Below are 13185 nucleotides of genomic sequence, written 5' to 3' on the forward strand. Positions count from 1 at the left end.
TGGGTCGTCGCGCCAGGCAGCAGTGGAGGCGGAGGCGATACTGCGATAAACAGCGCATCGCCCTATGTCCCTGATCAATCAACTCCTGCCAAGCTACCAGTTCAGTGAAAAACACCAGCTGCTGACCCGCGCCGCGCCTGCCGCTTTGCTGGATGCAGCGCTGCAGCCCGGCGTGACCGACGACCCGTGGATGCGCCGATTCATCCAGCTGCGCGAGCTGCCTGACCGTGTGTGGGGCGCCCTGGGTGGGAGCAGCGGACTGCAGCAAAAGCCTGCATTTGGCATGCACAACTTCACGCCGCTAGGCCGCAACGGGGACCTGGAGGTTGCCGTAGGCCTGGTAGGCAAGTTCTGGCAAGCCGACTACGGCCAGGCCCGGATCGCCGACGCCGACGCATTCACCCAATTTGCCGAGCCCGGCGTGGCCAAGCTGGTACTGAACTTCAGTACCGAGGCGGCAGAAGATGGATGCACCTGGCTACGCACCGAAACTCGGGTGTTCTGCAACGACGGGGCCTCTTTGCGGCGGTTTACGCCGTATTGGTGGTTGATTCGGCCGGTGAGTGGGTTGATACGGATGCGGCTGTTGAGGCGGATTCGGGATGTGGCTGAAAGTAGATAAAAGTTTCCTTTAACTAATAATTCACGCATCTACCGCTGATATAAATTTGACAGTCAAACGCGCGCAATTGAACAAATTTTTTATAAATGAATCTGCTGCTCAATACCGCCTTGACTTGCAATGTAGATTGCATTTTTGGTATATCCAGCCTTCTAGATGCTGTACGACATGAACAATATCTGCCGCAATTGCCATTTCCTTTCTAAAGAGCATCGTAGTTCTGATGGGAACATCATGACTTTTGCTCTCTCGAATGATGATCGAAAAAGAATCGAAGCCAACTCAGATGAAGCCATCCCAAATCACTACGCCTTAAATTGCCACATGGGCATTTGGGATGAAGGTGTTTCTGGCTCAAAACCGGAGAGATCAATTGTCATTAACCAAACACCAAGAAAAAACAGCTGCTTTTTCTTTCCATACCACCCTGCAATGCTTTACAGCGCCGCAAAGGAACTACAAAAACGGCAGTCTGATAATGAGCAACTCAAAAGATCCAACTTATATACGCGAATAGGACTTTGGGTCGCAGCTGGCGCGCTAGCAACAAACGCGGTAGTCGAGCTAGTCAAATCCCCAGTACTTTCAATCACTGCAAAGGTCGTGGCAAAGCTGTTCAAATAAATCACGTTAACTGCGGCGCAACAGCCCAGCACGTGTATGCAGAACTAAACCGTTAGAGCGCCACGCAGCCGTTCCCCCATCCCCTCCGGCTGCGTCCACCCCACCCGCACCTCCGGTGTCCCATGCCAATCCGCGCAGCGCTGGATCGCCTCGGCCACCGCCCGCACTGCCGCGTCGCTGAGCTTGCCCCCCTCTTCAAGAAACAGCGCCTTCACCTCAAACACCCCCTGCGCCCGGTGCGCCTTGGCGTCCAGCCGCCCGATCAGCGCGCCGCGGTGCAGGATGGGCAGCACGAAGTAGCCGTAAGTGCGTTTTTCTTCGGGCGTGTAGCACTCGATGCGGTAGTCAAAGCCCCACAGAGCGGAAGCGCGTTCGCGGTCCCACACCACCGGGTCGAAGGGCGACAGCAGGGTGGTGTGGGTGGCGCGAAGCTGGCCTGCGGCGGCTTTCTCTAAAAGCTCGGCGTGCTGTTGGTGCACGTAGCCGGGGGCCGTCCAGCCCTGCACTTGCACTCGCTGCACCAAGCCTTGCGCCACCAGAAACTCCAGGTCGGCATCCTTGAGGCGCGGCTTTTGGCGGAAGTAGTCGTGCACCCAGCGGGCCTGGGTGATGCCCAGGGCAAGGATGGCTTTCTCGATAAAGCCGGTATGTACCTCGGCGGCTGCGGGCAGCACGGCATCGCTGAGATGGGGATGCACGCGGTGCGCCAGGTCGTAGACGCGCTGGAAGCTGTCGCGCCGGGCCACCATCAGCTCGCCACTGGCAAACAGGGCCTCGAGCCAGCGTTTCTCGTCCTTGCGGTCCCACCAGCCGCCGCTGGTTTTGCCGTCGGTGCGGGCGAACGCGGAGGACTTGACCGGGCCATTGGTGACTATATGGGCCAGCAGCGCATCGAGATCGGTGCGCTGGCGGGCCTGGACGGCCTGTCCGTTCACCAAGCCCCAGTGGCGGCGGGTACCCTGGTTGTAGCTGCGGTGCAGCAGCAGGTCTTCCACCGGCGCAAAGCAGGCCTCGTGCGCCCAGGTTTCGAATAACTGGCCGTTGGACAGGGCCGCGTCCAGCCAGGCCTGTGGATACGTCCCCAACCGCGAAAACAGCACCAGGTAGGGGCTGCGCGCCACCACGCTGATGGTGTCGATCTGCAGCAGTTGCATGCGCTGGATGCACTGGCGCAGGTCCCATGGCGTGGCTTTGCGGCGCGGCGTGGTGAGCAGGCCCTGGGCGGCCAGGTGCAGGTTGCGGGCTTGGGTGAGGGTCAGCATGGTGAGCAGTCTAGTCTGCTACATATTTAATAGCTAATTGCGCAAGTAGCGTATGCGCTAGAGCCATAAAATTCTTAAAAACCTGAGACTTGAAACACCTGCTTACCGCTTCCATTGCTGCACCGCAACAAGCCCTTTTATACTGCGGAAAACCCTGCTCTATGACCTTACGCGCCTCCTTTCGCCAACTGCTGCTGTTCGCCTTCGTGCTGATCGCGCTGCTGCTGGGCGCGGTATCGCTAAGCGGTTTGCAGGCGCTGCAAGGCGTGCTGGCGCAAAGCCGCGAGGCCGGGCAGCAAAGCATCCAACTCAACCTGTCCACCCGCGGCCTGGCCGAGCGCAGTACTGACATGGAACGGGCCGCCCGCCAGTACCTGGTGCTGGGCGACGACGCTGTGCGCCAGCGCTTTGACGATGCCGCCAACCAGGCCCAGGCGCTGCTCTTGCCGCTGGGCCAGTACCCGCCCACGGCCACTTTGGCCCAGCAGTGGCTGGCCTCGGTGGTGCGGGTGCGCAGCCAGTTGGCCGACGGGCGGCTGGCCCTGGCGGCACGGGGCGACGCGGTGGCAACCGAATTCCGCACGCTGGAGGGCATCTCTCGCGGGCTGACGCTGCAGGTGCAGCAAAGCATTGCCGAGCACAACCAGGAAGTGCAAGACGCGCTGGAAGACCAACGTAGCCGCCAGGTGCAGCAGGTGCTGGTGGCCATCGTGGCGGCGGCGGCGGCGGCGCTGGCTTTTGGGCTGTGGCTGACCCAGCCGCTGCGCCACCTGGGCCGGGCCATTGTGGCGCTGGGCGAGGGGCGGCTGGACGCGCCGGTAGTCATCCGCGGCCCGTCCGACCTGGCCAGCCTGGGCCGCCAGCTGGACTGGCTGCGCCTGCGCCTGACCGAGCTAGACGAAGACAAGGCCCGCTTTTTGCGCCACACCTCACACGAGCTCAAAACCCCGCTGGCCGCCCTGCGCGAAGGCGTGGCCCTGCTGCACGAGGGCGTGGGTGGCACGCTGGGTGCAGAGCAGGCCGAAATCGTCGCCATCCTGCAGCACAACACCGGCGTGCTGCAGCAGCAGATTGAAGACCTGCTGCGCTACAACGCCGCCGCCTTCGATGCCCGGCAGTTGCAGCGCCGCCCCACGCTGCTGTACGGCCTGGTGGAAGGCGTGGTGCAGGCCCAGCGCCTGAGCTGGCAGGCCCGCGGCCTGGCCGTGGTGGTGGAAGGCGATGCTACGCTGAGCCACCCGGTAGACCCCGAGCGGCTGGGGATGGCGCTGGGCAATCTGCTGTCGAATGCCATCCGGTTCAGCCCGGCGGGCGGGCGCATCCGCTGGTGGGTGGGCCTGCTGGGCAGTGCCGAAGAGCGGTACATCGCCCTGCAAATCAACGACGACGGCCCGGGCATCGCCGCCGCCGACCGCGAACACATCTTCGACCCGTTTTACCGAGGCAGCACCCAGCCGCCCCCTGACAGCACCGGCAACGGTACCCCCCCACCGCGCGGCAGCGGCATCGGCCTGGCCATCGTGCGCGAGCAGGTCGCCGCCCACGGCGGGCGGGTGCTGCTGCTGGCCGATGCAGGCGGTGCCTCATTCCGCATACTTTTACCCCTGGATGCCTCCCATGCCTAAATGTTTACCCGGTGTTTGCGCCACCAGCCTGCGGGTCAGCCTGTTGGCTAGCCTCTTGGTACTGGCCGCCTGCGCCAGCCCGCCGCCCCCGGCGGTGCCGGATGCCCCGCGCCCGGCACCGCCGGCCCATGCCCCGCCTGCACCCCCGCCGCCGGTCGTGCTGCCACCGCCGGTGCCTCCCACGCCCGACCCGGTGGACCAGGCTGGGCGCGAGCTGCTGCGCTGGCAGGACCAGTTGCGGCAAACGGCCCCAGACGTGCTGCCCGCGGTAGCCGCCCGCGTTGCCTCCGAACCCGCCACCCCGGCCAGCGCGGTGCACCTGGCCCTGGTCTGGCTGCAGACCCGTGTTCCCGGCGATGCCGCCCGGGCGCTGGCCCAGTTGGAAGCCGTGCAAACCTCTGCCGACCCCGCCGCCCAGCCCTGGGCCGACTGGGTGCGGCTGCTTACCGCCCGCGCCACCGAGCAAAAGCGCCAGGACGAGCAGCTCAACCGCCAGGCCCAACAGCTACGCGACAGCCAGCGCCGCATCGACCAGCTCACCGAGCAGCTTGAAGCCCTGAAGGCCATCGAGCGCTCGCTGGCGCCCCGCAACGGCGCAGGCAAAACGCCATGAGCCCGGCCCGGTTACCAAGTGTCCAGAGTGCACAGAGTGCCCAGATTCTGGTGGTCGATGACGATGCAGACATGCTGCGCCTGCTGTCGCTGCGCCTGGGCGCGGCCGGCCACCAGGTCACGGCTGTGGCCAGCGCCGAAGCCGCCCTGGCCCGGCTAGAAATGCTGCGGCCCCAGCTGGTGCTGAGCGATGTGCGCCTGCCCGGCATGGACGGCCTGGCCCTGTTCGACGCGGTGCAGGCCCGGCTACCCGGCCTGCCGGTGATTCTGCTCACGGCCCACGGCAGCATCCCCGACGCGGTGGATGCCACGCTGCGCGGGGTGTTCAGCTACCTGACCAAGCCGTTTGATGGGCAGGAGCTACTGGCTGCGGTAAGCCGGGCGCTGGCGGTATCGGCCACGGCGCGGCCTCTGCCGGGCTCGGCGGGCGAGGCCTGGCGCGAAGACATCGTCAGCCGGTCTGCGGTGATGGACGAGGTGCTGGCCGAGGCCCGGCTGGTCGCGCCCAGCGATGCATCGGTGCTGATCCGCGGCGAAAGCGGCAGCGGCAAGGAGCTGCTGGCTCGCGCCATCCACCGCGCCAGCCCGCGCGCCCACGGCCCGTTTGTGGCGGTGAACTGCAGCGCCATCCCCGAGGCGCTGCTGGAGTCCGAGCTGTTTGGCCACGTCAAGGGCGCGTTCACCGGCGCGGTGGCGCACCACCGCGGCCTGTTCCAGAGCGCCCACGGCGGCAGCCTGTTTCTGGACGAGATTGGCGACATGCCGCCTGCCCTGCAGGTCAAGCTGCTGCGCGTGCTGCAAGAGCGCCAGGTGCGGCCCGTGGGGGCGCAGCAGTCCATCGACGTGGACGTGCGCATCGTCTCGGCCACCCACCGCGACCTGGAGGCCGCGCTGGCCAGCGGCGACTTCCGCGAAGACCTGTACTACCGCCTCAACGTGGTCACCCTCACCCTGCCGCCGTTGGCCGAGCGGCGCGAAGACATTGCCCTGCTGGCCCAGCACTTTTTGCAGCGCCTGGCCAGCAAGTACCACAAGCCGCTCAAAGGCTTTGCGCCCGATGCCCTGGGCCAGCTGTCCACCGCCGCCTGGCCGGGCAATGTGCGGCAATTGCACAACGTGGTGGAGCAGGTCTGCGCACTGTGCAGCACGCCGCTGGTGCCGCTGGCCCTGGTGCAGCGCGCGCTGCGTGTGCCCACCGTGGAGGTGCTGGGTTTTACCGAAGCCCGCAACCGCTTCGAGCGCGACTACCTGGTGGGCCTGCTCAAGCTCACCGACGGCCAGGTGGCCGATGCCGCCCGGCTGGCTGAGCGCAACCGCACCGAGTTCTACCGGCTGCTGCAAAAGCATGGGCTGACACCGGGGCTGTTCCGTGGCGATGCGGGCCCCGAGTCGCAAAACGGCGACCTCCCGGAGCCGCCTGTCGCCCGCTAGCGACAACGGGTTTTCCCTTGGCCATCAAGCACTTACGACCTGCGGACGGGGCTGGTTGCCGGAGCCTGTCGCCATTCAGCGACGCATCACAGGCCTCTACATCTTGCTACACATGCAAAAAATAGGCTAAGTGCTTGATCTGCATAGTTTTTTCGTGATGGCCTAGGGTTTGCACTAGGTTTGGACATGCAATGTCTGAACCGCTCCCTGGCCGCGATAGTGCTGGCCATTCCGTTGGTCGCACTTTCGTCCACGCCACCCACTGACTTCGACTCTGTGGGCGAACGCGCCCGCACCCTGGCCGCCCAGCCCTACAGCCCCGTGCCCAGCCGCACGCCGGATGTGCTGCGCAAGCTCACCTACGACCAGATGCGCGACATCCGCTTCAAGCCCGAGCAAGCGGCTTGGCGCGCCGAGCAACTGCCGTTCGAGCTGATGTTCTTCCACCTGGGCAAGTACCAGATAGAGCCGGTGCGCCTGCACGAGATCACCCCGGACGGTGAGCGCCCCTACACCTTCAACCCCAAAGACTTCAGCTACGGTGCCAACACCCTGCAGCCCGCCACCTGGGGCGATATCGGCCACGCGGGTTTCCGCGTGCACTACCCGCTGAACAACCCGGCCTACAAAGACGAGCTGGTGGTGTTCCAAGGGGCCAGCTACTTCCGTGCGCTGAGTGCCGGACTGCACTACGGGCTGTCTGCCCGTGGTCTGGCGGTGGATACAGCGGGCGGCGGGCCGGAAGAATTCCCCCGCTTCACCGACTTCTGGATCGAGCGCCCCAAAATCGGTGCCACCTCCATGACCGTGCTGGCCCTGCTGGACTCGCCCCGCGTCTCCGGTGTCTACCGCTTCGAGATCGAGCCGGGCACCACGACGCGCATGACCGTCAAGGCCCGGCTGTACCTGCGCGACACGCCCAAAAACCCCATCCGCACCCTCGGCATCGCCCCGCTGACCAGCATGTTCAGCTTTGGCGAAAACCAGCCCAGCCGCACCGACTTCCGCCCTGAGGTGCACGACTCCGACGGCCTGATGCTGGCCAGCGGCGAAGGCGAATGGCTGTGGAGGCCCCTGCAAAACCCGCGCAGCCCGCTGGTCACGTCTTTCACCACCCGCGCACCCAAAGGCTTTGGCCTGATGCAGCGCGACCGCAGCTTCGCCAGCTATGAAGACACCGAGGCAAGCTACGAGCGCCGCCCCTCGGCCTGGGTCACGCCGCTGGGCGACTGGGGCGCAGGCCGGGTCGAGCTGGTGCAACTGCCCACACCCGATGAAACCCACGACAACATCGTCGCCTACTGGGTACCCGCCACCCTGCCCGCTCCCGGCCAGCCGCTGGACATCGCCTGGCGCGTGGACTGGCAGGGCGATGCCCAGCAACGCCCACCCCAAGCCTGGGTAGCGCAAACCCGCGTCGGCCACAGCTTTGCCCCACTGGCCAAGAACGAGCAGCAGTACATCGTGGACTTCACCGGCCCGGCCCTGCCCAGCACCGGTGAACTCAAGGCCGTAGCTAGCGCCAACAGCAATGGCCGCATCACCGAATCCAACGTGTACCGCGTCGAAGCTACCGGCGCCTGGCGCATGGCCCTGCGCGTACAAACGCTGAACCCTGCGCAACCGGTGGAGTTGCGCGCCTTTCTTACAGCCCCTTCCAGCACTGGCCCCCAAACGGTCAGTGAGACATGGACCTACATCCAGGTTGCCCCATGAACCACACCTCCTACTCCGCCACCCCCTCCGGTATGCCCCCCATCCAGCGCGGCTCCATGCGGGCGCAAGCCTGGCTAGGCCTGGCCGGTCGCCTGCGCGGCCAGCAAGCCCCTGCCGATGCGCCCTGGCGCGCCAGTGCCGCCCGGCACCAGGGCCAAGCCCCCGCCTGGGAAGCCGCAGCCCAGCAGCGCCGCCATTGGCTGCTGTTCTGGATCGCCAGCGCCACCGTGTTTGCCACCGCCCTGCTGTGGCGCGCCCAGCCGGGGGCGGGCAGCGATGTGTTGCTGGCCACGCAACTGGGTTTGTTTGCACTGCTGTTTGCCTGGGTGTCTGCGGGAACGGTGACGGCCGTGATGGGCTTTTGGGTCACCCTGCGCGGCGACCCGCATGCGCTGTCGGCACGCAGCGCGGCCCACACCGTGCTGCCACCGGATGCACGCACCGCCGTCATCATGCCGATCTGCAACGAAGATGTGGCCACCGTGTTTGCCGGGCTGCGCGCCACTTGCGAGTCGCTCAGCACCTCCGGTGCCGAGCGCTTGTTTGATGTGTTTGTGCTGTCCGACAGCAACGACCCCGCCCTGCGCGCTGCCGAGCTCACCGCCTGGCAGGCCCTGCGCGAGCAGCTCGCCAGTGCGGGTAGCCCACTGCGCGTGCACTACCGCTGGCGCCAGCACCGCACCCGCCGCAAGGCCGGTAACGTGGCCGACTTCTGCCGCCGCTGGGGCCGCAGCTACCGCTACATGGTGGTGATGGATGCCGACAGCGTGATGAGCGGCGACACCCTGGTCACCCTGGCCCGGTTGATGGAAGCCCATCCCCGCGCCGGTATTTTGCAAACTGCCCCCCGCGCTTGCGGCCATGCCACCTTGCATGCCCGCGGCCAGCAGTTTGGCAGCCGCGTCACCGGGCGCCTGTTCACCGCCGGTATGCAGTTCTGGCAGCTGGGCGAGGCCCACTACTGGGGCCACAATGCCATCATCCGCGTGGCTCCGTTCATGCAGCACTGCGCGCTGGCCACCTTGCCCGGCAAGGGCGCGCTGGCAGGCGAAATCCTGTCGCACGACTTTGTAGAGGCCGCGCTGATGCGCCGCGCAGGCTATGAAGTCTGGCTGGTCAACGACCTGGAAGGCAGCTACGAGCAACAACCGCCCCACCTGCTGGCCGAGCTGCAACGCGACCGCCGCTGGTGCCAGGGCAATCTGCAAAACGCCCGCCTGCTGACCGAACCCGGCCTGCGCCCGGTGCACCGCGCCATGCTGGCCACGGGGGCCATGTCTTATGTGTCGGCCCCGCTATGGCTGCTGTACGTGGTGATGGGTGCCGCACTGTGGCTGCACGACAGCGAGATTCCGCTCTGGTCCAGCCGCAGCGTGGCCACCCTGTGGGCATCGACCGCGCTGATGCTGGCCCTGCCCCGCGTGCTGGGTCTGGCGGCCGTGCTGCTGCGCGGTGAGCAAGCGGCCTTTGGCGGCAGCCTGAAGCTGATCGGCAGCACCCTGCTGGAAGCGGTGATGTCCATGCTGCAAGCCCCGCTGCGCATGGCCGCGCACAGCCTGTTCGTGCTGGGTGGCCTGACCGGCTGGAAGCTGGAATGGACCTCGCCCCCGCGCGAAGCCAGCGACCTGCCCTGGGCCGATGCTGCCCACCGGTTTGGACCGCTGGGCGTCGCCGTGGCCTGCCTGCTGGGCGCGGTAGCCTGGTTTTCTCCCGATTCGCTGCTTTGGCTGCTGCCCATGGGCCTGCCGCTGCTGCTGGCCGTGCCCTTTACCGTGCTGAGTAGCCGCGTGGGTCTGGGCCAGCGCCTGCAAGATGCCGGTTGGCTGCTGGTGCCCGAAGAAAGCCGTTCGCCCACCGTACTGAAGCAAGCCTGGCGCTATGCGCACGCTCCCCGTGCCGCGGCAACGCCTTGGTTGACGGACCTGCCCCGCCTGGCCGCCCTGGCCCTGCAAGCCCTGGGCCCGCGACACACCGGCCAAGGCCTGCGCGGCGAACACCGCCGCCAACGCGTGCTGCAACTCAGCCGCACCGGCGGCGCGGCACCCAGCGCCGCAGAGCACATGCGCTTCCTGAGCGAACCCCACAGCCTGCGCCTGCTGCACGCGGCATTGGCGGGGGAACGGGCACGGTAAAAATATGCCTCTAGCGCATTCAGAATATACGCTTATAGCTATTTAAATAATAGCAATTACCACACGTGGCCCAGCACCACGTTGGCCGCCTGCAGATCCTGCTGGAATGCGTCGCTGCCCAGGTAGGCCCGTTCCCGCACCCGCGCCGGGGCAATCGGGTCGGCCACGGTGGGCACATCTTCCCGGTGGCCGGGGTGGCAAAACAGCAAGCTGCCTGCGGCAGGCAGGGCCGCCAGCCAGCCGCGCACCAGGCCGCCGTAGTCAGGGTCCATGAAATCGTAAGCCCCGGTCAAACCGGGGTTGTGGCGGATGCCGCGCTGCACCAGTGCCCGCTGCAGGGCCCATCCGCCGGTGCCCTCGATCAACCTGCGTTTCACGCCAAAGCCAGGTCCGGTGAGGTGGCCGGTGTTGCGCACGGCGGGCACACTGGGCAAGCCTGCAATCGCCTCCAACACCACGCCGCGCACGCCGGGCAGGTGGTGCACATGCTGGTGGCCATCCACAAACTGCGGCGAGGCCCCGCTGGCATCGGCAAACGCCTGCCACTGGGCAGCCCATTCGGCGGCCAGGGCGGCCAAAGGCAGTTGCCGCAGGTGCGCAGCCAATATCAGGCGCGGCAAGGGCAAAAACTGCGGCCAGGCCCGGCGCAGCTCGGCGCTTAGCGGTGCGCCTTCGGTCAAATTGAAATGCAGACCGCGCTGCACCGCAGCAGGCAGGTCGGCCAGCAGGGGCAGCGAGGCGCGCCAGGCAGGGGCCTGGGGCATGCACGAAACGGCGGTGATGCGCCCGGCGTGGGCCAGTTCCGCAATCGCCTGCGAGATGTCCAGCGTCAGGCCGAAGTCATCAGTGCAGACGGCCAAGGTCCTAGGCACTACGCCTCCGGGTCCGCAAAGTGGCTGCGCCCCAGCTCCGAGGCCACGATGTAGATGGGCCGCTGTTTGACCTCGTCAAAAATCCGCCCCACGTACTCGCCCAGAATGCCGATGGACAACAGTTGCACGCCGCTGAAGAACATCATGCTGGTGGCCAAGGTAGCCCAGCCGGGCACGGCATCGGCCTCGAAAAAATGCTCAAAAATAATCCACAGACCAAACAGCAGCGCGCACAGGGCAATCACCCCGCCCAGTGCGCTCCACAGCCGCAGCGGAAAGTTTGTGAACGAGGTCACGCCGGTAAACGCCAGCCGCGCCAGCCCGCGGATCGAAAAACTGCTTTTGCCCGAGGCCCGTTCATGCGGCGTGTAGGGCAAGATTTCGGTGCGAAAGCCGACCCAGGCAAACAGGCCCTTCATGAAACGGTTGCGCTCGGGCAGGGATTTAAGCGCCTCCACTACGCGGCGGTCCATCAGCCGGAAGTCGCCCGCGTCCACCGGTATGTGCACCATGCGGTTGGTGTTGACCAGCCGGTAAAACAGCCAGGTGCCCACGCGTTTAGCCAGGCTCTCATCGGCCCGGGTGGCGCGCGTGGCGCAAACCATGTCCACCCCGTCGCGCCAACGTGCCAGCATCGAGGCGATCATCTCTACCGGGTGCTGCAGATCGGCATCCATACACACCACCACTTCGCCCTGAGCGTGTTCGATACCGGCGGTAAGTGCGCATTCCTTGCCAAAGTTGCGGCTCAGGCGCACATAGCGCACGCCCGGCTCCACCAGCCAGGACAGCATGGCCACGGGGGTGGCATCGCGGCTGCCGTCATCCACCACCAGCACTTCCCACTGGTCGGTCAATTCACGCAACGTGGTAGTGAGCACGGCCAGCAATGCAGGCAGGTTGGAAGCTTCGTTGAATGCAGGCACCACCACGCTGATGCGGGGGCGCGGGCCGCGCAGCGGTACAGGGGCGGGGGCCAGAATGGAAGGGTTACTCATACGCACTATTATCCAAAATGTCTGATCGGCGGTCTAAGTGTAGAGGCAGCCGAAGGCTAGGGCATCGGCCATTTTTATATAAATAAAGTGCCTCCGGCGCATATGCTACTTACACCAGCAGCTATTAAATAAGTAGTAACCCTTTGAACACCGCCACACCCACCTCTGCCGTCCTTTTTGACACCCTGCCCACCCAAAGCGGCCCGCACTGGGGCGTGGCCACCTTGAACGCTCCGGCGGCATTGAATGCCTTGTCGCCGCCTATGGTGAAAGCACTGGCCGCGCAACTGGCGCACTGGGCCGACGACCCGCAGGTAGCCGGGGTGCTGCTGCAAGCCAGCGGCGACAAGGCCTTTTGCGCGGGCGGCGATCTGCGCCACATGTACCAGGCGCTGGTGGGCGGCAGCGGCGAGTCGGTGGCTGTAGTGCAGGGTTTTTTCAGCACCCAGTACGCGCTGGACCACGCCATCCACACTTACCCCAAGCCGGTTGTGTGCTGGGGCCACGGCATCGTGATGGGCGGCGGTCTGGGCCTGATGGCGGGCGCGTCGCACCGGGTGGTCACGCCCGCCAGCCGCCTGGCCATGCCCGAGGTCAGTATCGGCCTGTACCCCGACGTGGGCGGCAGCTGGTTTCTGCGCCGCATGCCGGGGCGGGTGGGCCTGTTTCTGGCGTTGACGGGTGCGCCGCTCAACGCCGCCGACGCGCTGTTTTGCGGGCTGGCCGACCACGCCCTGCCGCACGCCGACAAAGCGGCTGTGTTCGATGCCATCGCCCAAGCACCGTGGACGCAGAATGCGCAGCACAACCGCGCCAGCCTGTCCCGGCTGCTGGTGCAACAGGCTGCAGCCGCCTTGCCCCTCTCGCCTTCCTCGCTGGTGCGCACGCATTTCGACCAGATCCAGCAACTGATGGCGGGCGAGGATCTGGCAGATATTGACACCCGGCTGCGCAACTTGCAGACCGACGCCCCCTGGCTGGCCAGCGCAGCCGCCGCCTATGCCCAGGGCTGCCCGACCAGCGCGGCGCTGGCCTTTGCGCTGTGGCAACGCTGCCTGCACTTGTCGTTGGCGGACGTGTTCCGGCTGGAATACCAGGTGTCGCTGGGCTGCTGCGCCCACCCCAATTTTGCAGAGGGCGTACGTGCCCTGCTGGTGGACAAAGACCGCAACCCGCGCTGGACGCCGGCCCGGCTGGCGGACATCACACCCTCCTGGGTGGAGGCCCATTTTCGGCCCCGCTACCAGGGTGCACACCCGCTTGCCAGCTTGGTGTAAGCCTCGGGCCGCAA

The 13185-nt window shown here is 66.0% G+C and carries 11 protein-coding genes; 8 read left to right on the forward strand and 3 right to left on the reverse strand.

Annotated elements, in window-relative coordinates; all coding sequences use genetic code 11:
• Positions 1 to 64 precede the first annotated feature (64 nt).
• A complete protein-coding gene (locus AC097L_RS18305) occupies positions 65 to 622 on the forward strand; it encodes a hypothetical protein (protein ID WP_479588032.1) in 558 nt (185 codons plus the stop codon).
• Positions 623 to 856: 234 nt separating this feature from the next.
• On the forward strand, positions 857 to 1246 hold the full coding sequence (locus AC097L_RS18310; RefSeq protein WP_479588035.1) for a hypothetical protein: 390 nt from the start codon (positions 857 to 859) through the stop codon (positions 1244 to 1246).
• Between the two features lie 44 nt (positions 1247 to 1290).
• On the opposite strand, the gene AC097L_RS18315 is transcribed toward AC097L_RS18310, so the two are convergent.
• Entirely contained in the window at positions 1291 to 2508 is a 1218-nt protein-coding gene (locus AC097L_RS18315; protein WP_479588037.1) for a winged helix-turn-helix domain-containing protein, read from the reverse strand.
• Positions 2509 to 2669: 161 nt separating this feature from the next.
• On the opposite strand from AC097L_RS18315, the gene AC097L_RS18320 reads away from it, so the two are divergent.
• The 5 genes from AC097L_RS18320 to mdoH all read left to right on the forward strand — a co-directional run bounded on the left by AC097L_RS18320 (position 2670) and on the right by mdoH (position 10024).
• Positions 2670 to 4133 carry a HAMP domain-containing sensor histidine kinase gene (locus tag AC097L_RS18320; RefSeq protein ID WP_479588038.1) on the forward strand — a complete coding sequence of 488 codons (1464 nt, stop codon included), beginning with the start codon at positions 2670 to 2672 and terminating at the stop codon, positions 4131 to 4133.
• The gene (locus tag AC097L_RS18325; RefSeq protein WP_479588040.1) at positions 4126 to 4746 is read left to right on the forward strand and encodes a hypothetical protein; all 621 of its coding nucleotides are present in this window, start codon (positions 4126 to 4128) and stop codon (positions 4744 to 4746) included. Before AC097L_RS18320 ends, AC097L_RS18325 begins: the two co-directional genes overlap by 8 nt.
• Entirely contained in the window at positions 4743 to 6176 is a 1434-nt protein-coding gene (locus tag AC097L_RS18330; protein WP_479588042.1) for a sigma 54-interacting transcriptional regulator, read from the forward strand. Before AC097L_RS18325 ends, AC097L_RS18330 begins: the two co-directional genes overlap by 4 nt.
• Before the next feature lie 186 nt (positions 6177 to 6362).
• Positions 6363 to 7892 carry a glucan biosynthesis protein G gene (locus AC097L_RS18335; RefSeq protein WP_479588044.1) on the forward strand — a complete coding sequence of 510 codons (1530 nt, stop codon included), beginning with the start codon at positions 6363 to 6365 and terminating at the stop codon, positions 7890 to 7892.
• Positions 7889 to 10024: a glucans biosynthesis glucosyltransferase MdoH gene (gene mdoH, locus AC097L_RS18340; protein ID WP_479588045.1), complete on the forward strand. Its 2136-nt coding sequence runs from the start codon at positions 7889 to 7891 to the stop codon at positions 10022 to 10024. The genes AC097L_RS18335 and mdoH overlap by 4 nt, the downstream gene beginning before the upstream one ends.
• A gap of 56 nt (positions 10025 to 10080) precedes the next feature.
• Here the strand turns inward: mdoH and AC097L_RS18345 are convergent, their stop codons facing one another.
• A complete protein-coding gene (locus tag AC097L_RS18345) occupies positions 10081 to 10896 on the reverse strand; it encodes a ChbG/HpnK family deacetylase (RefSeq protein ID WP_479588047.1) in 816 nt (271 codons plus the stop codon).
• Entirely contained in the window at positions 10896 to 11894 is a 999-nt protein-coding gene (locus tag AC097L_RS18350; protein ID WP_479588049.1) for a glycosyltransferase family 2 protein, read from the reverse strand. Before AC097L_RS18350 ends, AC097L_RS18345 begins: the two co-directional genes overlap by 1 nt.
• Positions 11895 to 12037: 143 nt before the next feature.
• On the opposite strand from AC097L_RS18350, the gene AC097L_RS18355 reads away from it, so the two are divergent.
• A complete protein-coding gene (locus tag AC097L_RS18355; RefSeq protein WP_479588052.1) occupies positions 12038 to 13171 on the forward strand; it encodes an enoyl-CoA hydratase/isomerase family protein in 1134 nt (377 codons plus the stop codon).
• Positions 13172 to 13185: the final 14 nt, after the last annotated feature.

This window comes from Rhodoferax sp. RT5P35, assembly GCF_056521385.1.

What these genes read in the sequence shown, in the direction of transcription:
- AC097L_RS18305 (WP_479588032.1), top strand. Translation starts at nt 65, where the DNA reads ATGTCCCTGATCAATCAACTCCTGCCAAGCTACCAGTTCAGTGAAAAA.
- AC097L_RS18310 (WP_479588035.1), top strand. Translation starts at nt 857, where the DNA reads ATGACTTTTGCTCTCTCGAATGATGATCGAAAAAGAATCGAAGCCAAC.
- AC097L_RS18315 (WP_479588037.1), bottom strand. Translation starts at nt 2,508, where the DNA reads ATGCTGACCCTCACCCAAGCCCGCAACCTGCACCTGGCCGCCCAGGGC.
- AC097L_RS18320 (WP_479588038.1), top strand. Translation starts at nt 2,670, where the DNA reads ATGACCTTACGCGCCTCCTTTCGCCAACTGCTGCTGTTCGCCTTCGTG.
- AC097L_RS18325 (WP_479588040.1), top strand. Translation starts at nt 4,126, where the DNA reads ATGCCTAAATGTTTACCCGGTGTTTGCGCCACCAGCCTGCGGGTCAGC.
- AC097L_RS18330 (WP_479588042.1), top strand. Translation starts at nt 4,743, where the DNA reads ATGAGCCCGGCCCGGTTACCAAGTGTCCAGAGTGCACAGAGTGCCCAG.
- AC097L_RS18335 (WP_479588044.1), top strand. Translation starts at nt 6,363, where the DNA reads ATGCAATGTCTGAACCGCTCCCTGGCCGCGATAGTGCTGGCCATTCCG.
- mdoH (WP_479588045.1), top strand. Translation starts at nt 7,889, where the DNA reads ATGAACCACACCTCCTACTCCGCCACCCCCTCCGGTATGCCCCCCATC.
- AC097L_RS18350 (WP_479588049.1), bottom strand. Translation starts at nt 11,894, where the DNA reads ATGAGTAACCCTTCCATTCTGGCCCCCGCCCCTGTACCGCTGCGCGGC.